Below are 19043 nucleotides of genomic sequence, written 5' to 3'. Positions count from 1 at the left end.
CATGCGCGGCTCTCGCCGGCTATCCGAACTTGGGGAGGAGCGCGTCCATCGGGACAGAGGACGGCATCACGCGATAGGTCTTCATCACCTGCGTCATCGCCTTCTGGAAGGCGGAAGCGGTGGCCGCGGACGATACAACCTTAGTCGGCTCGTCGAGGGTCACCACGACGACGTACTGGGGGTCGTCGACGGGAGCGAAGCCCACCATGCTGGTGTAGTAGACGCCCGCCTTGTAGCCGCCCTTGCCGTCGGAGACCTGTGCGGTACCGGTCTTGCTGGTCACGCGATAGCCGGGCACCTGGATGCGATCGGCGTTCCCGCCCTGCACGGCCACGTTCTCGAGCATGCGCGTCAGATCGGCCGCGGTCTGCTCCTTCACGATCTGCTCATGCTTCGGCTTCGGGGTCTCCGTGACCGTCCCGTCGGGTGCGGTGCAGGACTCGACCATCGTCAGGTCGATCTTCTCCCCGCCGTTGGCGATGGCCTGGTACGCGCCGGCGAGCTGGGGAGCCGTCACGGTGAAGTACTGGCCGAACGTCGTCGTGTAGAGCGACTGGCTGTCCCAGTCGCTCACCGGGTGGAGGATGCCCCCCACCTCGGAGGGGAAGTCCAGCGTCTTCTGACCGACGCCGAATCGCTGCAGGTAGTCGTAGCGGACCTCGGGGGCGACCATCGTGCCGAACTTCGACAGCGCCGTGTTGGACGAGTCGATGAGTCCGCCGGCCAGCGTGTAGTTGTACGCGGGGTGGCTGAACGCGTCGTTGACCACGGCGCCGTTGGGGAAGGTCTCCCGCGACGAGGCCGTGACGGTGCTGAGCGGAGTGAGGCCGGCACCCTCCATCGCCGCCGCCGCCGTGATCGCCTTGAACGTCGAGCCCGGCTCGAAGTCGCGGTGGAAGATCTGACTGTAACGCGTCTCCGGCGTCGAGGAGTCCAGGTCGTTGGGGTCCATGGCGGGCCACTCGGCGGCGGCGCGGATCTTGCCGGTGCCCACCTCGACCACCGTCACGGTCCCGCCCTTCGCGCCCTGCTTCTGGGCCTCCTCGCCGACCATCTGCTGGAGGTACCACTGGAGGTCGCTGTTGATCGTGAGCTGCACGGTGCCGCCGTTCACGGCGTCGGTGACGGACTCGCTGCCCGGGATCACGACCCCGTCCTTGCCCTTGCGGTACGTCTTCTCACCGTCCACGGGCGCGAGGCACGACTCCTCGAGCTGCTCCACACCGGCTTTGGCCTCGCCCGTGTTGTCGAGGAAGCCCAGCACGTTGCCGGCGACCGCGCCGTTCGGATAGACCCGCGTCTCGCGCGGCTTCAGCGCCAGGTAGGACCCGAGGCCGAGGTCGCGGAGCGCGATGTACTGCTCGGTGTTCAACCCGGTCTTCAAGGGCGCGTACTGGCTGTTCGGGTTCTCGGCCAGGGCGTCCGAGACCCGCTTGCGGATCTCGTCGCCCGGCACGCCCGTGATCTCGGCGATCTTCTCGGAGGCCTCGGCCCACGGCAGCGCCGGGTCCTTCTCCTCCGTGAGTCGGATCACCTGCGGGCTGAGCTGGGCGTCGTACACCATGACGCTCGACGCGAGGACGGTGCCCTCCGCGTCGACGATGGAGCCGCGCTGTCCGGGGATCGTCGACCCGTCCCCGATGTGCTCGAGGGATTGGCTGACGTGCTCGTCGGCGCTCACGACCTGGATGTCGATGAGGCGGACGACGAACGCCACCAGCACCGAGAGGATGACCGCCAGTGCGACGACGGTGCGTCGCCGCGGTCCGCGCGTGGCTCGTGTCGTCATGGGATCTCTCCGTCGATCGGGATGGTCAGTGGGTCGTGGGGCTGGGGAGGCCGTCGGTGAGGGCGGGCGGCAGATCCGTCGCGGGCGGAGTGCCGCCTGTGGACTCCTCCGCGGTCTGCTCCGCCGCGGGCGTCTCCTCGGTGACGAGGACGTTGCCGACGGCCGCCGGTCCGTGGGGGTCGACCGTCGAGATCCCCTCCGCGCCGGCACCGGCGCCGAAGACCGCGCCGTCGCTGAGACGCAGATACGAGGGCGCTCCCGCGACGACCATGCCGAGGTCGGCCGCATTGCCGGCGAGCACCTGCGGAGAGCTCAGACCCGTGAGCTCCTCCTTCAGTGCATCCGTGCGGAGATCGAGCTCGCGCTGCTGGGAGGTCAGCCCGGCGAGGGTGAACGAGTCCTGCGTGATGGCCAGGGAGAGTCCGACCTGCGCGGCACCGATCGCGAGGGCTCCGCCGAGGGCCACGAGCGCGTAGGCGAGCTTCGGCTTCCGCCGCCGCGCCGGTGCCGTCACGGGCTGGAGGCGGCGCTCCGGGGTCTTCTCCGGGACGACTGGCTGCAGCGGCAGGGTCGGCTTGCGGACTGCGTTCATGCTCATGCGCTCTCCCGCACCTTCTCGGCGGCGCGCAGGCGCACCGGTATCGCACGCGGGTTGCGTGCGCGTTCTTCGTCGTCGGCGAGTTCCGCCCCCTTGGTCAGGATGCGGAATCGGGGGGCGTGCTCCGGCAGCTCGACAGGGAGACCGGCGGGCGCCGTCGAGGAGGACGCGGCGGCGAAGGCCTGCTTCACCAGCCGGTCCTCGAGGGACTGGTACGACATCACGACGATGCGACCGCCGACGGCGAGAGCGTCCATCGCGGAGGGGATGGCGTCCGCGAGCACGTTCAGCTCCGCGTTGACCTCGATGCGCAGCGCCTGGAACACGCGCTTCGCGGGGTGCCCCGCACGCTGTGCCGCGGCGGGCGTCGCCGCCACGAGGATGTCCACGAGCTCCCCGGAGCGGGTGATCGGCTGCTTCTGGCGGGCGTCGATGATGAAGCGGGCGTACCGTGCGGCGAGCTTCTCCTCGCCGTACCGCTCGAAGATGCGGCGCAGATTCCCCTCGCTGTACGTCGCGATGACGTCGGCGGCGGTGATGCCCTTCGTCTGGTCCATCCGCATGTCGAGCGGAGCGTCCTTGGAGTACGCGAAGCCGCGTTCGGCCTCGTCCAGCTGCAGCGACGAGACGCCGAGGTCGAAGAGTATCCCGGCGGCGCCCTGGGCGTGCAGACCGATCTCGTCGTAGACCGTGTGGACGAGCGTGACGCGGTCGCGGAACCGGGCGAGCCGCTCCCCCGCGATCTTCAGCGCGTCAGTGTCGCGGTCCAGGCCGATCAGGCGGATGCCGGGGAAGCGCTCGAGCAGCGCCTCAGAGTGCCCGCCCATGCCGAGGGTGGCATCGACGAGCACGGCGCCGTCCTCCCGGAGGGCCGGCGCGAGGAGCTCGACGCAGCGGTCGAGCAGGACGGGGGTGTGGATGTCGCGGAGGTTCATGATCTCTCTCGGGTCCGACCTTCGGCTCTGATCCCCCTCCGCTTCTCGACCCGGCACCGGGGAAGTGTGTCGGGGCGGGAGCGGCGGGGCATCACAGCCGTGGTCAGAACAGTCCGGGAATCACCTCCTGCTCCAGCTCGGCGTAGGACTCCTCGCCGGCGGCGAGGTAGGCGTTCCAGCTCTCCGCATCCCAGATCTCGGCGTGGGCGCCGACTCCGGTCACGATGAGCTCCTTCTGAAGACCCGCGTACTGACGCAGGTGGGCGGGGATGGTGATGCGGTTCTGGCTGTCGGGCATCTCCGCACTGGCACCGGAGAGGAACATGCGCATGAAGTCACGCGCCTGCTTGTTGGCGAGCGGGGCCTGACGGATCCGCTCGTGCATCGCCTCGAACTCGGCCGTGCTGAAGACGTAGAGGCACCGCTCCTGACCCCGGGTGACGACGATGCCGCCGCCCAGGTCCTCGCGGAACTTCGCGGGAAGGATGACCCGTCCCTTGTCGTCCAGCTTCGGTGAGTGCGTGCCCAGCAGCATCGGCCATCACCCCCTCTCCGTCCGGCCAACTCGAGGTGCGCCCCACTTTACTCCACTTTCCTCCACATTCCTACGATGAATCCCGCGTATCGCGCCGCGGTTCGCAACCCGCACGCTCACGACCCGCGAGATTCCGCGGTGGAGCAAGGTGGAGGGCCAGTGGAGGGCCAGTGGAGGAGTCAGACGGCGTCAACGGACCGAAGACACGAAAAAGCCCGGATGCTCAGCATCCGGGCTTCGTGGTGGAGGAGAAGGGAGGGGGCTCAGTAACCGTCCTGGCGCCGATCCCACCGGTCGTTCATGCGATCCATGAAGGAGGAGGAGTCCTGCCGCTTCGGGGCGGTGCGCGTGCGGGTCTCTGCCGGACCGCTGCGCCGGACCGGGGTGACGGCCAGCATCACTCCGCCGAGCATGGCCGCGAATCCGATGACGCCGACCACGATGCCCCAGACGTCGCCGAGGATGACACCCACGACCAGTCCGCCGATGCCGGCGAGCAGGAGGAGGGCCCCGTAGACGAGGTTGCGATAGCTCAGCGTGCGATCACCCGACGGCGCGCTCACGACGTCGGCGTCATTGTGCAGGAGATGGCGTTCCATCTCGTCGAGCAGACGTTGCTCCTGTTCGGAGAGTGGCATCTCATCCCCCTCGGGTATCGTGCCCTCCAGTCTACGCGCGAGCAGCGTCCGGGGCTAGCGGTTCCCGCCTCACATCCTTTACGTATGCTGGGAGTCGTGCCGTCCCCCTCCCCCTCCGTCGCTGAGGCCGTAGCCGCGCGACTGGACCTCTTCCTCGACCGCATGCGAGCCGAGTCGGCCGAGTACGGCGAGGACGCCGCCGCCTTCCTCGCCGCGGCGGCGGACACCCTCTCCGGCGGCAAGCGCCTGCGCGCCCGGTTCTGTCACGCCGGGTGGCGTGCGGTCGCCCGGTTCCGCGATCGTCGCGCGGTCGAGGACGACCACCTGTGGGACGCCTGCGCCGCCCTCGAGATCTTCCAGTCCGCCGCTCTCGTCCATGACGACCTGATCGACAACTCGGACACCCGTCGAGGACGCCCCGCCGCCCACCGCGCACTCGAGTCCTCGCACCGCGCCGCCGGATGGTGGGGCGACGCCGCCGCCTTCGGGCGCGCCGGATCCGTCCTGCTCGGCGATCTCCTCGTGGCCTGGAGCGACGACCTCCTGGAGTCGGCGCTCGACGGGCACGCCGAGGCGAGGACCGTGCGGGCGGAGTATGCCCGGATGCGTCGCGACGTCACGACCGGGCAGTTCCTCGACATCGCCGAGGAGTCGGCGTGGAGCGTGAGCGACGACCGCGAGCACGCCGAGCGGGCGCTCCGCGTCGCCTCGCTGAAATCGGCGCGCTACAGCATCGAGCAGCCGCTGGTCCTCGGAGCGAGCCTGGCCGGCGCCGATGCCGAGCAGACGCGGGCGCTGCGCCGCTTCGGACATCCGCTCGGTCTCGCTTTCCAGCTGCGCGACGATGTGCTCGGCGTGTTCGGCGACGCCGCCGTCACCGGGAAGCCCGCGGGCGACGACCTGCGGGAGGGCAAGCGGACCGTGCTCATCGCCTTCACCAGGGAGCGCCTGGACACCTCCGCCCGCCGGGTGCTCGACGAGATGCTCGGCGATCCCGACCTGTCGGCGTCCCAAGTCTCCTTCCTGCAGGAGACGATCGCCGGGACCGGGGCTCTGGACCGCGTCGAGACGATGATCGCCGACTACGCCAGGGACGCCGACCGCGCACTGACCGGCGCGCGCCTCGACGACGCAGCGGTCGGCGAGCTGCGCGACCTCGCCAGGGCCGCCACCGTGCGCTCCTCCTGAGCAGGCTCAGGCGAGCGTGCGCGCGAGCCGGCGCACCTCGCTCTTGTGCCCCGCGAGGAGAGAGGCGATCGGCGAACGCCCGAGGGTCTCGTCCTCGGCGAGCAGCCAGTCGATGAGCTCGTCGTCGGAGAACCCGGCGTCCTGCAGCACGATGATCGTTCCGCGCAGCGAGCTCAGCGGCTGTCCGTCCACGATGAACACGGAGGGGACCGCGAAGACACCGCTGCGGCGCGAGCCGACGAGGTAGTGCTCGTCGATCAGGCGTCGCACGCGACCCAACGGCTCGCCGAGGACCTCGACGAGGTCGGGCATGGTCAGCCACTCGAGCGCGGAATCAGGGGTTGCAGCGACGTTCTCAGACACGGTGCCACTATCTCACCTCCACGGCCCGGTCGCATGTTCGTCACTTCCGTCCCATTCGTCACACCCGTCACTTCTGTTGACATCTCTATACATCCGTGTCAGCGTGAAGTGCTCGAAAAGGGGGCCCGACGTGATCCTGCAGACAGCCGTGGCCGGCGCTCTCGCCGCCACCCTGACGGCGACACCCGCCGCCGCACCCGCACCACCGCTCGCACCGCACGAACGCCAGCGCGTCGCTCCGACGCGCGTCGTCCCCACGCAGAACGTGCCGCCGGGGCACGTCGTGCAGCCGGGCGACACGGTCGCCGGCATCGCCGGTCGGTACGGGCTCCGGACCGCCGACGTCCTCAGCTGGAACGGGCTCTCGGTGCGCTCCGTGATCTACCCCGGGCAGACTCTCTCCCTGCGGGCACCTGCGGCGGCTCCGGCCCCGGCCGCGACGCCCGCCCCTGCCGCGGCGAAGACGCACGTCGTCGCGGCCGGCGACACGGTGTTCGCCATCGCCCGGACGTACGGGACCTCGGTGAGCGCCGTCCTCGCCGCGAACGGCCTGCCCCAGGGCGCGATCATCTACCCGGGCCAGAAGCTCGTCGTCTCCGCGGGCGCACCCGCCGCCCCCGCGGCCGCTCCCGCCGCAGCGCCGTCGACGCCCACCCCCGCACCGGCCGCCGCCACGCACACCGTGGCCGCCGGTGAGACGCTGTTCTCGATCGCCCAGAAGTACGGCACCACGACGCAGTCGCTCTTCGCCTGGAACGGCCTCGAAGCCTCCTCGATCATCTATCCCGGTCAGAAGCTCGCCGTCCAGGGTGCTCCGGCGCCGACGCCCGCCGCCGCCCCGAGCGGCCAGCGCACCGCCGCCCTGAATGCGGAGCAGGCGGCCAATGCCTCCCTCATCATCCGCATCGGCCGTGAGCTGGGCGCCTCCGACCGCGCGATCGCCACCGCGCTCGCGACGGGGATGGTGGAGTCGGGTCTGCGGAACCTCGACTGGGGAGACCGCGATTCGCTCGGCCTGTTCCAGCAGCGCCCCAGCACGGGCTGGGGCACGCCGGAGCAGATCATGGATGCGGAACGGAGCACGCGGGTCTTCTACGGCGGGACCGGCGACCCCAACGGCGATGTCACCCGCGGCCTGTTCGACATCCCGGGGTGGGAATCCCTCTCCTTCACCGACGCGGCGCAGGCCGTGCAGATCTCCGCCTACCCCGAGCGCTACGGGCAGTGGGAGACGCAGGCGTACGCGTGGCTCGCCCAGCACGGGTGACGATTCCGGAAATCCGGATGCGTCGAGGGGTGAGGCGTTCCCGGGGCTTTCAGCCAATCGTCCATAGACTTCTGTCGTGACGACCAACCATCAGGCCGACCCCCTCATCGGGCGGCTTGTCGACGGTCGCTACCGCGTCCGCGCGCGGATCGCCCGCGGCGGGATGGCCACCGTCTACGTCGCCACCGACCTGCGCCTCGAGCGCCGCATCGCCCTGAAGGTGATGCACGCGCACCTCAGCGACGACTCGGCGTTCCAGAGCCGGTTCATCCAGGAGGCCCGCGCGGCCGCCCGTCTGGCCGACCCGCACGTCGTCAACGTCTTCGACCAGGGGCAGGACGGCGAACTCGCCTACCTCGTCATGGAGTATCTGCCGGGCATCACCCTGCGTGAACTCCTCCGCGAGCAGAAGCGCCTGACGGTCGCCCAGACGATCACGATCATGGACGCTGTCCTCGCCGGACTGTCCGCGGCGCACCGCGCCGGGATCGTCCACCGCGACGTCAAGCCGGAGAACGTGCTGCTCGCGGAGGACGGCCGCATCAAGATCGGCGACTTCGGTCTCGCCAGGGCCACCACGGCGAACACCGCGACCGGCCAGCAGCTGCTCGGGACCATCGCGTACCTCGCCCCCGAGCTCGTCACGCGCGGCACGGCCGACGCCCGCAGCGACATCTACGCGCTCGGCATCATGCTCTACGAGATGCTCGTCGGCGAGCAGCCCTACAAGGGCGAGCAGCCGATGCAGATCGCTTTCCAGCACGCCACCGAGTCGGTCCCCCGCCCCAGTGTGCGCAACCCCGCGGTCCCGGAGCAGCTCGACGAGCTCGTGCTCTGGGCGACGGAGAAGTCGCCGGACGAGCGGCCCGACGACGCACAGCAGATGCTGGAGCGCCTGCGCGAGATCGAGCGCGAGATCGGCGTCGCCCCCGCGGTGACCCGGACGACCGGCTCCGCCCGTGACCAGGCGGACTCCGGCGACCTCACCAAGGTCATGCCGGGCACGATGGTGCTCCCGGAGCCGGCGACAGCGACCTCCCCGGGGATCGACAACGCCACCATCCTCCGTCGGCGGGCCTCGAAGCGCCGCGCCCGCGGCACCTTCCTGCTGTCCCTCGTGCTCCTGCTGGCGGTCCTCGCCGGCGGCGTGGGCTGGTGGTTCGGCTCCGGCCCCGGTTCGCTCATCGCGGTCCCCGATGTCGCGGGACAGACGTACGACGAGGCGGCGGCCGACCTCACGGAGGCAGGCTTCGAACCGACGCAGCGCGACGAGTTCTCCGTCGACGTCGACGAGGGCATCGTCATCGAGACCGATCCCGGTACCGGCGCCAGGGTCGACAAGGGCACCACGGTCGCCGTCGTCGTCTCCGCCGGCCCGGCCTCGCACGAGCTCGCCGCCGTCGCCGGGCAGTCGGCCGACGACGTCCGCGCAGCGCTGGAGGCGGCGAACCTGGAGATCACCGACGACGAGGAGTTCTTCACGGACGCGGCGAACGGCTCGGTGATCAACGTGCGCATCACGCCTCGGGACGGCGGAGACGCCTTCGGCTGCGAAGAGGGCTGCACGGTGCATGAGAAGGACACCGCGACCATGGAGGTCTCCCGCGGCGCCGTGCCCGACGTCACGGACATGACCGTCGCTCAGGCCACCGAGGCGCTGACCGGCAAGGGGCTCAAGGTCGCCGAGGAGAGCATCTACCGCGCGAGCGACTCCATCGGCAAGGACCGCGTCATCGGATACGCGGACCGCGCCGAAGAGGGAGCCTGGCGACCGGGCGAGACCATCCAGCTCATCATCTCGCAGGGGCCGCCGCTCTTCGACGTCCCCGATGTGTCGGGCATGACGCGCAACGAGGCCACCGCCGCCCTACGTGACGCCGGCTTCACGTGGAGCTACACGAGCAGCACCGGACTCCCCGACTCCGTCTGGGACCTCCTCGCGAACGAGAACACGCGGGTGGAGTCGTACAGCCCGACCGAACCGCAGCGCAAGGGCACGAGCATCACGCTCACCATGGGCTTCGCCGGCTGAGACCGAGACGACGAAGGGGCCGGAACATCGTTCCGGCCCCTTCGTGCATCCGCTTCGCGGATCAGCGCTTCTCGAGCTCCTCGGCCACGAGGAACGCCAGCTCCAGCGACTGCATGTGGTTCAGGCGCGGGTCGCACAGGCTCTCGTAGCGGGTCGCGAGCGCGGCCTCGTCGATCTGCTCCGACCCGCCCAGGCACTCGGTGACATCGTCTCCCGTCAGCTCGACGTGGATGCCGCCGGGGAACGTGCCCACCGCACGGTGCGCCTCGAAGAAGCCGCGGACCTCGTCGACGACGTCGTCGAAGCGCCGCGTCTTGTAGCCGGTCGGCGTGGTGATGCCGTTGCCGTGCATGGGGTCGGTGACCCACAGCGGCTGCGCGCCGGATTCCCGGACGGCCTCCAGCAGCGGGGGCAGCGCGTCGCGGATGCGTCCGGCGCCCATGCGCGTGATGAAGGTCAGGCGTCCGGGCTCGCGCTCCGGGTCGAGCTTGTCGATGAGCGCCAGCGCCGTCTCCGGCGTCGTGGTGGGACCCAGCTTCACGCCGATCGGGTTCCGGATCTTGGAGAAGTAGTCGACGTGCGCGCCGTCGAGCTCGCGCGTGCGCTCCCCGATCCACAGGAAGTGCGCCGAGGTGTTGTACGGGGTGTCCGTCCGGGAGTCGATGCGCGTCATCGGGCGCTCGTAGTCCATGAGCAGGCCCTCGTGCCCGGTGAAGAACTCGACGCGCTTGAGCTCGTCGAAGTCGGCGCCGGCGGCCTCCATGAACTTGATCGCCCGGTCGATCTCCGCGGCCATGCGCTCGTAGCGCTGGTTGGCGGGGTTCTGGGCGAAGCCCTTGTTCCAGGAGTGCACCTCGCGGAGGTCGGCGAATCCACCCTGCGTGAACGCCCGGATGAGGTTCAGCGTCGACGCCGCGGTGTGGTAGCCCTGCAGCAGACGACCGGGGTCGGCCTGACGCGAGCCTTCGGTGAAGTCGTAGCCGTTGACGATGTCGCCGCGGTACGCCGGGAGCGTGACCTCGCCGCGGGTCTCCGTGTCGCTGGAGCGCGGCTTGGCGAACTGCCCGGCCATGCGTCCCATCTTGACGACCGGCATCGAGGCGCCGTACGTGAGCACCACGGCCATCTGCAGCACCGTCTTGATGCGGTTGCGGATCTGCTCGGCGGTCGCGCCGGCGAACGTCTCGGCGCAGTCGCCGCCCTGCAGCAGGAAGGCCTGCCCCGAGGCGGCCCGGGCGAGACGGTCGCGGAGGTTGTCGACCTCACCGGCGAAGACCAGCGGCGGAAGGCTCGAGATCTGCCGGGAGACGTCGGCGACGCGGTCGGCGTCTGGCCACTGCGGCTGCTGCTTGATGGGAAGCGAGCGCCAGGCATCAAGGGCTTCGATGTGGTGCGGGAGCATGCGTCCAGCCTAGTGGGCGGCGACACCGCCGAGACGCGCCCTGGAGCCTATGTGACGCGGCTCGGGAGGCGGTCCTTGACGGTCGATGCGTAGACGTCCTCGTACTCCTGCTGACCGAGCCGCTGGAGCGCCACCATGATCTCGTCCGTGACCGAGCGGAGGATGTAGCGGTCGTTCTCCATGCCGGCGTACCGGGAGAAGTCGAGGGGCTCGCCGATGACGATCCCGACCCGCATGACGCGCGGGATCCGCCGGCCGATGGGCATGGCCGTGTCGGTGTCGACCATGATGACCGGGATCACGGGGACCTTGGCTTCGAGTGCCATCCGGGCGATGCCGGTGCGGCCTCGGTAGAGCTTGCCGTCTGGGCTGCGGGTGCCCTCCGGATAGATGCCGAGGAGGTCGCCCCCGCCGAGCACCTGGAGACCCGTGTTGAGCGATGCCTCCGAGGCCTTTCCGCCCGAGCGGTCGATGGGGAGCTGCCCGGTCGCCTTCATGAAGAAGCGGGTGGACCACCCCTTGAGGCCCCGCCCGGTGAAGTAGTCGCTCTTCGCGAGGAACGACATGGGCCGGTCGATCACGAGCGGGAGGAAGATCGAGTCCGCGAAGGAGAGATGATTGCTGGCGAGGATCGCCGCTCCGGTCGCGGGCACGTTCTTCCGCCCCACGATCCAGGGGCGGAACACGGCCTTGACCACGGGGCCGATCACGACGTACTTCATCAGCCAGTAGAACATCGAGGTGAAGTCTAGCGCCGTGTCGCGGATCGTCCCGCTGTTCCCCCTCGCCACCTCGGGAAAGCGACTCAGTTTCACCCTGACCGCGACCCGGTGCCATGCCCTAGACTCGGACCAACGCCCGTGCCCGACCGGTACCGAAGGAGCTGCCGTGGTCCAGTTTGAAGTCCCCGCGATCGTCCCCGCCGATCCCGACGCGAACGTCGCCGACCTGCTTGCGAAGCGCGTCGAGGCGACTCCCGACCGGGCGCTGTTCTCCGTCCCGCAGGGCGACGGATGGCGCGACATCACCGCCGCCGACTTCGAGACCGCGGTGATCGCGCTCGCGAAGGGCTTCGCCGCCGCGGGCATCCAGCCCGGCGAGAAGGTGGGCTTCCTCGCCCGCACCACCTACGAGTGGAGCCTCGTCGACTTCGCCCTCTTCTACGCCGGTGCGGTGATGGTGCCGATCTACGAGACGAGCTCGCCGTCGCAGATCCAATGGATCCTCGAGGACTCCGGCGCCATCGCCCTCCTGGTCGAGTCGCCGGAGCACTTCGCCCGCGTCGACGAGGTGCGCGGCGACCTGCCGCTGCTCCGGGAGGTCTGGCAGCTGCACCTGGGCGCGATCGACACGCTCACTGCCCAGGGGGCATCGGTCTCCGACGAGGAGATCCAGCGCCGCCGGAACCTCGCCGTCGGCTCCGACATCGCCACCCTCATCTACACCTCGGGGTCCACCGGGCGACCGAAGGGCTGCGTGCTCACGCACAGCAACTTCGTCGAGCTGTCCCGCAACTCCGCGAAGGCTCTCGACGAGGTCGTGCAGACGCCGGGGTCCTCCACCCTCCTCTTCATCACGACGGCACACGTCTTCGCCCGCTTCATCTCCATCCTCAACGTGCATGCGGGGGTTCGCACCGGCCACCAGCCCGACACGCGCCAGCTGCTCCCGGCCCTCGGCTCGTTCCAGCCGACCTTCCTCCTCGCGGTCCCCCGCGTGTTCGAGAAGGTCTACAACTCCGCCGAGCAGAAGGCCGAGGCGGGCGGCAAGGGCAAGATCTTCCGCGCCGCCGCCGACGTCGCGATCGAGCACTCCCGGCTGCTGGAGGAGGGCAAGAAGATCCCGTTCGGGACGAAGCTCAAGTTCGCGCTGTTCAACAAGCTCGTCTACTCCAAGCTCCGCGAGGCCATGGGCGGCAAGGTCGTCTACGCGGTGTCGGGCTCCGCTCCCCTGGGCGCCCGCCTCGGTCACTTCTTCCACAGCCTCGGCGTTGTCATCCTCGAGGGCTACGGTCTGACCGAGACGACCGCCCCCGCGACCGTGAACCTCGCCTCGAAGTCGAAGATCGGCACGGTCGGTCCCGCCCTTCCCGGCGTCGGGGTGCGTCTCGCCGACGACGGCGAGATCGAGGTGCGCGGCATCAACGTCTTCAAGGAGTACTGGAACAACCCGGAGGCCACCGCCGAGGCGTTCAGCGACGGCGGCTGGTTCCACACCGGCGACATCGGCAGCTTCGACGCCGACGGGTTCCTCACGATCACCGGACGCAAGAAGGAGATCATCGTCACGGCGGGCGGCAAGAACGTCGCCCCCGCGGCCCTGGAGGACCCGATCCGCGCGAACCCGATCGTCGGGCAGGTCGTCGTCGTCGGCGACCAGCGTCCGTTCATCTCGGCGCTCGTCACGCTCGACCCCGAGATGCTGCCGACGTGGCTCGCGAACAACGGTCTCGACGAGAAGATGACGCTGGCGGAGGCCTCGACCAACCCGCAGGTTCGGGCCGAGGTCCAGCGCGCGGTCGACGCAGCGAACGAGCGGGTGTCGCGTGCGGAGTCCATCCGCAAGTTCACGATCCTCGACTCGGAGTGGACGGAGGCCTCGGGCCATCTCACCCCGAAGCTGTCGATCAAGCGGACCATCATCATGAACGACTTCGCCGACGAGATCTCCGCGATCTACGACGAGCCCGTCGCCACCACCAACGTCGCGATCGGCGGCTGACGCCCCTCGTCGACCCACCCCCTTCTGACCGAACCGGCCCCTTGCGCTCGCGCGTAAGGGGCCGGTTCGTACGAGAAGGGGTGGGTCGACAGCTAGAACCAGGAGCTCTCGCGCACCTCGCGCATCGCGACCTTCCGCGTCTCCGGGTCGAGCCGGGAGAGGAAGAGCGTGCCGTCGAGGTGGTCGGTCTCGTGCTGGAGCGCCTGCGCGAGCAAGCCGTCGCCCTCGAGCACCACGGGCTGTCCGTCGAGGTCGATCCCCTCGACGCGGGCCCAGGGATGGCGCTGGGCGTCGTGCCAGAGTCCGGGGACGGAGAGGCAGCCCTCTCCCGTGGGCTCCGGCTCGCCGCGCACCTCCGTGAGCACGGGGTTGAGGACGTACCCGATCTCGCCGTCGACGTTGTAGCTGAAGGCGCGCAGCGCGACGCCGATCTGCGGGGCCGCCACGCCGGCGCGCCCCGGAAGCTCGACGGTCTCCAGGAGATCGGTTACCAGGGCGCGCACGCCGTCGTCGATCTCCTCGATGGGCGCGCATACCGTCCGCAGGACCGGGTCGCCGAAGATGCGGATCTCGCGAACCGTCATCAGGCGGCCTTCGTCCGGAGGCCCTCGACGAGGAGCGCGGCGAGTTCCCGCGCCGCCTTCCGGGTCTCGGGGAGGAGGTTCGCGAAGACGATCGTCCCGCCCGCGGCGATCTGCGGGTCGTACGGCACGCGCACGACGCTGCGGGCCCGCGACGCGAAGTGCGCCTGCAGCTCTCCGAGGCGGACGAGCGGCGTGCCCGGGGTCGACTGGTTGAGAACCACGATGGCGTCGCGCGCCTGGTGCGCGTACCCGTTGGTCTCGAGCCACGTGAGCGTCTCGGAGGCCAGCCGTGCCTCGTCGACGCTGAGACCGGAGACGATGACGATCTGGTCGGCGAGATCGAGGGTCGCCGACATCACCGAGTGGACGATCCCGGTGCCGGTGTCGGTGAGCACGAGCGAGTAGTAGTGCGCGGCGACGTCGGCGACATCGCGGTAGTCGCTGTCGCTGAAGGCTTCGGCGACACGGGGATCGGCGTCCGACGCGAGCACGTCGAGGCGCGTCGCATCCCGAGCCACGATCGCGGAGATGTCGTGGTAGCCGCGCACGTCGTCCCGGATGCGGACGAGGTCGCGCACGGACTTGCCGTGCGCGGCGCGCTGCACCCGGTCGGCGAGAGTTCCCCGATCGGGGTTCGCGTCCACCGCGATGACGCGGTCCTCCCGCGCGTCCGCGAGGGCCATGCCCAGGAGCGCCGTGACGGTGGTCTTGCCCACGCCGCCCTTGCGGGAGAGCACCGGCACGAAGCGGGCGCCGCCGGCGAGCGGGGCCGCGATGCGCGCGGTCAGCTCCTTGCGCTCGCGCGCACGGCGCCCGTCGCCGATGTTCAGCCGCCGACCGGACAACGTGTAGAGCAGGTGACTCCACCCGCCCTCGGGTTCGGGCTTGGCCACCCGGTGCGGGTCGAGGAGGCGATCGGTCGTGAGGAGGTCCGCGGACTCGCGAGCGGACTCCCCCAGCTCCCCCAGACGCTTCGCGGTGAGGGTCACATCCGTCCGGGGCGCCGGACGTCCGGGCGCGGAGGCGGCGGGTGTGTCGTCGGCTTCGGGCATCGTGGTCTCCTTCTGCACGGGCACCTGCGGGGCCCGCGCCGGTTTCGCGGCCGGGACCTCCGCACGGTCGGCATCGGCCTTCGCGAGGAAGAGGGCGGCCGCCTCCTCTTCGGCGGCCCGCTCCGGCGCGGCAACCACGGCCGGCACCGGCTCCTCCACCACGACCGCGTCGATCACCTCGTGGATGCGCGGCGGGTCGAGGACGGGCGTCGGCGCGGAGGGGAGGGTGAGGTCGTCGACGACGAGATCGATCCCGACCTCTCCCTCCACCACGCCGTCGTCGGCGAGGTCGTCGTCCTCCTCCGCCGGCAGGGTCACCCGCACCTGCGCGGTCCCGCCGAGGATGCCGATGCCGGCGGTGTCGACGGACGCGGCGTCGTCGAGCACTCCCAGCGGACTGTCCTCGGGGTCGGCGTTCTTCTTCGCGGTCACGTGTCACTCCCAACCTGTGCGGGCCTCGGGATGCGCCCAGGGTGCGCGGCCTCGCCCGCACAAGATTAGTGCGCCGGTCGGATCACGACCAAAAGATCACCCGCGTCCACCTGCTGCGTCTCGGCGATGGCATGCCGCTCCACGACCCCGTCCACCGGGGCGGTGATAGCGGCCTCCATCTTCATCGCCTCGATCGACGCGACCGGCTCGCCCGCCCGCACGGTCGCGCCCACCTCGGCCTTGAGCGTGACCACGCCGGAGAACGGCGCGGCCACCTGGCCGGGCACCGACGTGTCGGCCTTCTCCACCTCGTGCGCGTCGACCGCGATCGAGCGATCGCGCACGAACACGGGCCGGAGTTGACCGTTCAGAGTCGTCATCACGGTGCGCATGCCCTTGTCGTCCGCCTCGCCGATGGCTTCGAGACCGACGTAGAGCTGTACCCCTCGGTCGATCTCGATGAGGTGCTCCTGGCCGGGGACCAGCCCGTAGAGGTAGTCGCTCGTGTCGAGCACGGACAGATCGCCGTACTGCTCGCGCCGCTCCGCGAACTCGGCCGTGGGGGCGGGGAAGAGCAGCGTGTTCAGGCGAGAACGGCGCTGCGCGCTCGTCCCGGCCAGCTCCGCCTCGTCCTGCTCCGTCAGCGCCGTGAGCCCCGTGCGCACGGAACGCCCCGCGAGCACCTTGGAGCGGAAGGGCTCGGGCCAGCCACCGGGGAGGTCGCCGAGCTCTCCGGCCATGAACCCGACCACGGAGTCCGGAACGTCGTACTTCTCGGGGTTCGCCTCGAAGTCTGCGGGGTCGGCCTTCACTGCGGCGAGGTGCAGGGCGAGGTCGCCCACGACCTTCGACGAGGGGGTGACCTTCGGCACGCGTCCGAGGATGCGGTCGGCGGCGGCGTACATGTCCTCGATGAGCTCGAAGTCGTCCGCGAGGCCGAGAGCCTTCGCCTGCTGCCGGAGGTTCGACAGCTGTCCGCCGGGGATCTCGTGGTGGTACACGCGCCCCGTGGGCCCCGGCAGCCCGGACTCGAACGGCGCGTACTGGCGACGCACCGCCTCCCAGTACGGTTCCAGGTCGGAGACCGCGGCGAGGGAGATCCCGCTGTCCCGCTCCGTGTGGGCGAGGGCGGCCACGAGCGACGACAGCGACGGCTGACTGGTCGTGCCGGACAGCGGGGCCGACGCGGCGTCCACCGCATCGACGCCGGCGGCGCTGGCCGCGAGGAGGGTGGCGAGCTGTCCGCCCGGAGTGTCGTGGGTGTGCAGGTGCACGGGCAGGTCGAAGCGCTCCCGGAGCGCCGAGACGAGCTTCGCGGCGGCGGCGGGACGGAGCAGTCCCGCCATGTCCTTGATCGCGAGGATGTGCGCACCCGCGGCGACGATCTGATCCGCGAGGCCCAGGTAGTAGTCGAGGGTGTAGAGCTCCTCGGCCGGATCCAGCAGATCGCCGGTGTAGCAGAGCGCGACCTCCGCGACGGCCGTCCCCGTGGCGCGGACCGCCTCGATCGCGGGGCGCATCTGCTCCACGTCGTTGAGCGCGTCGAAGATGCGGAAGATGTCGACGCCGCTCGCCGCCGCCTCCGCGACGAAGGCCTCGGTCACCGCCGTCGGGTACGGCGTGTAGCCGACCGTGTTCCGGCCGCGCAGCAGCATCTGGATCGCGACGTTCGGCAGGGCCGCGCGCAGCTTGTCGAGCCGCTCCCACGGGTCCTCGCCCAGGAAGCGGAGCGCCACGTCGTAGGTGGCGCCGCCCCAGGCCTCGACCGACAGCAGCTCCGGTGTCAGCCGGGCGAGGTACGGCGCGGCGGCGACGAGGTCCTTCGTGCGGACGCGGGTCGCGAGCAGCGACTGGTGCGCGTCGCGGAACGTCGTGTCCGTGATCGCGAGCGCGCTCTGCGCACGCAGGCCGCGCGCGAACTTCTCCGGGCCGACCTCGAGCAGCCGCTGCCGGGAGCCGGGCGCCGGTTCGGCGGCCAGGTCGATCGGCGGCAGTTTGGTCGCGGGGTCGATGACGCCGGGATGCGCACCGTGCGGCTTGTTCACCGTCACGTCGACGAGCCAGTTGAGGATCTTGGTCCCGCGGTCCTTCGACTCGCGTCCGCGGAGCAGCTCCGGGCGCTCGTCGATGAAGGACGTGCTGACGTCGCCTCGGATGAACGCCTCGTCGTCGAGCAGCGCCTGGAGGAAGGGGATGTTCGTGGAGACGCCGCGGATGCGGAACTCGGCGAGGGCACGGCGCGCGCGGGCGACGGCGGCCGGGAAGTCGCGTCCGCGGCACGTGAGCTTCGCCAGCATCGAGTCGAAGTGCGGGCTGATCTGAGCGCCCTGGTGCACGGTGCCGCCGTCCAGGCGGATCCCCGCGCCGCCGGGCGAGCGGTAGGTCGTGATCTTCCCGGTGTCGGGACGGAAGCCCTGCGTCGGGTCCTCCGTGGTGATGCGGCACTGCAGTGCGGCACCGCGCAGGTGCAGGTTCTCCTGCTGCAGTCCCAGCTCGGCGAGGCTCTGCCCCGCGGCGATGCGCATCTGGCTCTGCACGAGGTCGACATCGGTGACCTCCTCGGTCACCGTGTGCTCGACCTGGATGCGCGGGTTCATCTCGATGAACACGACCTCGCCGGCGCGCTCCCCCGCCGTCTCCAGGAGGAACTCGACGGTCCCCGCGTTCTCGTAGCCGATCGAGCGGGCGAACGCGACGGCGTAGCCGTGCAGGGCCTGGCGCACGTCGTCGTCGAGGTTGGGGGCGGGAGCGATCTCGACGACCTTCTGATGCCGCCGCTGCACCGAGCAGTCCCGCTCGAACAGGTGCACCGTCTCACCGGTCTTGTCCGCGAGGATCTGCACCTCGATGTGCCGGGGCCGCACGACGGCCTGCTCGAGGAACATGCGGGGATCGCCGAAGGCGCTGCCGGCCTCCCGCATGGCCTCGGCGAGGGCAGGGCCGAGATCGCCCATCGTCTCGACGCGCCGCATGCCACGGCCGCCTCCCCCGGCCACCGCCTTGGCGAAGAGGGGGAACCCGATCTCCTCCGCCTGGGCGACCAGGGCGTCGACGTCGTCCGAGGCCTCGGTGGACCGGAGCACGGGGACGCCCGCTTCGACGGCGTGGCGCTTCGCCTCCACCTTGTTGCCGGCCATCTCGAGGACCTTCGCAGGCGGCCCGATGAAGACGATGCCGTTCGCCGCGGCCTTCTCCGCCAGCTCGGGGTTCTCCGAGAGGAAGCCGTAGCCGGGGTAGATGGCGTCGGCGCCGGCCTCGGTCGCGACGCGGATGATCTCGTCGACGTCGAGGTAGGCGCGGACCGGATGGCCGCGCTCGCCGATCTCGTACGCCTCGTCGGCCTTGAGCCTGTGGACCGAGCCGCGGTCCTCGTGCGGGAAGACGGCGACGGTGCGCGCCCCCACCTCCACGGCCGCTCGGAATGCCCGGATCGCGATCTCGCCACGATTCGCCACAAGGATCTTCTGGAACATGCACACCTCTGAGAGCTCGATGCACGGCCGAAGC

Annotated in this window: 15 protein-coding genes; 4 read left to right on the top strand and 11 right to left on the bottom strand. The window is 70.3% G+C overall.

Annotated features, from left to right (window positions below):
- Positions 1-19 precede the first annotated feature (19 nt).
- From D8M34_RS00655 to D8M34_RS00635, 5 genes are all read right to left on the bottom strand, one after another.
- Entirely contained in the window at positions 20-1789 is a 1770-nt protein-coding gene (locus D8M34_RS00655; protein ID WP_025105092.1) for a peptidoglycan D,D-transpeptidase FtsI family protein, read from the bottom strand.
- A 25-nt stretch (positions 1790-1814) separates the two neighbouring features.
- On the bottom strand, positions 1815-2387 hold the full coding sequence (locus D8M34_RS00650; RefSeq protein WP_025105093.1) for a hypothetical protein: 573 nt from the start codon (positions 2385-2387) through the stop codon (positions 1815-1817).
- Entirely contained in the window at positions 2384-3322 is a 939-nt protein-coding gene (gene rsmH / locus D8M34_RS00645) for a 16S rRNA (cytosine(1402)-N(4))-methyltransferase RsmH (RefSeq protein WP_062766897.1), read from the bottom strand. Before rsmH ends, D8M34_RS00650 begins: the two co-directional genes overlap by 4 nt.
- A 103-nt stretch (positions 3323-3425) precedes the next feature.
- On the bottom strand, positions 3426-3857 hold the full coding sequence (gene mraZ / locus D8M34_RS00640) for a division/cell wall cluster transcriptional repressor MraZ (RefSeq protein WP_025105095.1): 432 nt from the start codon (positions 3855-3857) through the stop codon (positions 3426-3428).
- A gap of 263 nt (positions 3858-4120) precedes the next feature.
- Complete coding sequence (locus tag D8M34_RS00635; protein WP_062766900.1) at positions 4121-4495, bottom strand: DUF3040 domain-containing protein; 375 nt, start codon at positions 4493-4495, stop codon at positions 4121-4123.
- A gap of 162 nt (positions 4496-4657) precedes the next feature.
- Here D8M34_RS00635 and D8M34_RS00630 point away from each other — a divergent pair, with 162 nt between their 5' ends.
- Positions 4658-5683, top strand: coding sequence for a polyprenyl synthetase family protein (locus D8M34_RS00630; protein WP_374460731.1), 1026 nt, complete (start codon positions 4658-4660; stop codon positions 5681-5683).
- A 6-nt stretch (positions 5684-5689) separates the two neighbouring features.
- Here D8M34_RS00630 and D8M34_RS00625 read toward each other — a convergent pair whose 3' ends face one another.
- The gene (locus D8M34_RS00625) at positions 5690-6046 is read right to left on the bottom strand and encodes an Rv2175c family DNA-binding protein (protein ID WP_025105098.1); all 357 of its coding nucleotides are present in this window, start codon (positions 6044-6046) and stop codon (positions 5690-5692) included.
- Positions 6047-6176: 130 nt separating this feature from the next.
- Here D8M34_RS00625 and D8M34_RS00620 point away from each other — a divergent pair, with 130 nt between their 5' ends.
- The gene (locus D8M34_RS00620) at positions 6177-7313 is read left to right on the top strand and encodes a LysM peptidoglycan-binding domain-containing protein (protein ID WP_231729465.1); all 1137 of its coding nucleotides are present in this window, start codon (positions 6177-6179) and stop codon (positions 7311-7313) included.
- 76 nt (positions 7314-7389) lie between these two features.
- A complete protein-coding gene (gene pknB / locus D8M34_RS00615) occupies positions 7390-9345 on the top strand; it encodes a Stk1 family PASTA domain-containing Ser/Thr kinase (RefSeq protein WP_126892918.1) in 1956 nt (651 codons plus the stop codon).
- A 61-nt stretch (positions 9346-9406) separates the two neighbouring features.
- Here the strand turns inward: pknB and D8M34_RS00610 are convergent, their stop codons facing one another.
- On the bottom strand, positions 9407-10747 hold the full coding sequence (locus tag D8M34_RS00610) for a class II 3-deoxy-7-phosphoheptulonate synthase (protein ID WP_029989865.1): 1341 nt from the start codon (positions 10745-10747) through the stop codon (positions 9407-9409).
- A gap of 47 nt (positions 10748-10794) precedes the next feature.
- Positions 10795-11484 carry a lysophospholipid acyltransferase family protein gene (locus tag D8M34_RS00605; RefSeq protein WP_029989867.1) on the bottom strand — a complete coding sequence of 230 codons (690 nt, stop codon included), beginning with the start codon at positions 11482-11484 and terminating at the stop codon, positions 10795-10797.
- A 151-nt stretch (positions 11485-11635) separates the two neighbouring features.
- Between D8M34_RS00605 and D8M34_RS00600 the strand changes: the two genes are divergently transcribed.
- Positions 11636-13468 (top strand): AMP-dependent synthetase/ligase, encoded by a 1833-nt coding sequence (locus tag D8M34_RS00600; protein ID WP_062766911.1) that lies wholly within the window; start codon positions 11636-11638, stop codon positions 13466-13468.
- Positions 13469-13560: 92 nt separating this feature from the next.
- Here the strand turns inward: D8M34_RS00600 and def are convergent, their stop codons facing one another.
- The 3 genes from def to D8M34_RS00585 form a co-directional block, all read right to left on the bottom strand.
- Positions 13561-14052, bottom strand: a complete 492-nt coding sequence (def, locus tag D8M34_RS00595; protein ID WP_025105102.1) for a peptide deformylase — start codon at positions 14050-14052, stop codon at positions 13561-13563.
- Positions 14052-15536, bottom strand: a complete 1485-nt coding sequence (locus tag D8M34_RS00590) for a MinD/ParA family ATP-binding protein (protein ID WP_062766914.1) — start codon at positions 15534-15536, stop codon at positions 14052-14054. Before D8M34_RS00590 ends, def begins: the two co-directional genes overlap by 1 nt.
- Positions 15537-15601: 65 nt before the next feature.
- Positions 15602-19009, bottom strand: a complete 3408-nt coding sequence (locus D8M34_RS00585; RefSeq protein ID WP_126892917.1) for a pyruvate carboxylase — start codon at positions 19007-19009, stop codon at positions 15602-15604.
- Positions 19010-19043: the final 34 nt, after the last annotated feature.

The sequence above is a fragment of the Microbacterium sp. HSID17254 genome, assembly GCF_003989315.1.
Lineage (GTDB): Bacteria > Actinomycetota > Actinomycetes > Actinomycetales > Microbacteriaceae > Microbacterium.
Note: the sequence above shows the minus strand (reverse complement) of the source record. Positions and strands in the feature narration are given on the sequence as shown.

Excerpts from the sequence above, each read along its gene's own strand:
- D8M34_RS00630 (WP_374460731.1), top strand. The coding sequence starts at position 4,658 with ATGCGAGCCGAGTCGGCCGAGTACGGCGAGGACGCCGCCGCCTTCCTC.
- D8M34_RS00610 (WP_029989865.1), bottom strand. The coding sequence starts at position 10,747 with ATGCTCCCGCACCACATCGAAGCCCTTGATGCCTGGCGCTCGCTTCCC.
- D8M34_RS00650 (WP_025105093.1), bottom strand. The coding sequence starts at position 2,387 with ATGAGCATGAACGCAGTCCGCAAGCCGACCCTGCCGCTGCAGCCAGTC.
- mraZ (WP_025105095.1), bottom strand. The coding sequence starts at position 3,857 with ATGCTGCTGGGCACGCACTCACCGAAGCTGGACGACAAGGGACGGGTC.
- D8M34_RS00605 (WP_029989867.1), bottom strand. The coding sequence starts at position 11,484 with ATGTTCTACTGGCTGATGAAGTACGTCGTGATCGGCCCCGTGGTCAAG.
- rsmH (WP_062766897.1), bottom strand. The coding sequence starts at position 3,322 with ATGAACCTCCGCGACATCCACACCCCCGTCCTGCTCGACCGCTGCGTC.
- def (WP_025105102.1), bottom strand. The coding sequence starts at position 14,052 with ATGACGGTTCGCGAGATCCGCATCTTCGGCGACCCGGTCCTGCGGACG.
- D8M34_RS00655 (WP_025105092.1), bottom strand. The coding sequence starts at position 1,789 with ATGACGACACGAGCCACGCGCGGACCGCGGCGACGCACCGTCGTCGCA.
- D8M34_RS00635 (WP_062766900.1), bottom strand. The coding sequence starts at position 4,495 with ATGCCACTCTCCGAACAGGAGCAACGTCTGCTCGACGAGATGGAACGC.
- D8M34_RS00585 (WP_126892917.1), bottom strand. The coding sequence starts at position 19,009 with ATGTTCCAGAAGATCCTTGTGGCGAATCGTGGCGAGATCGCGATCCGG.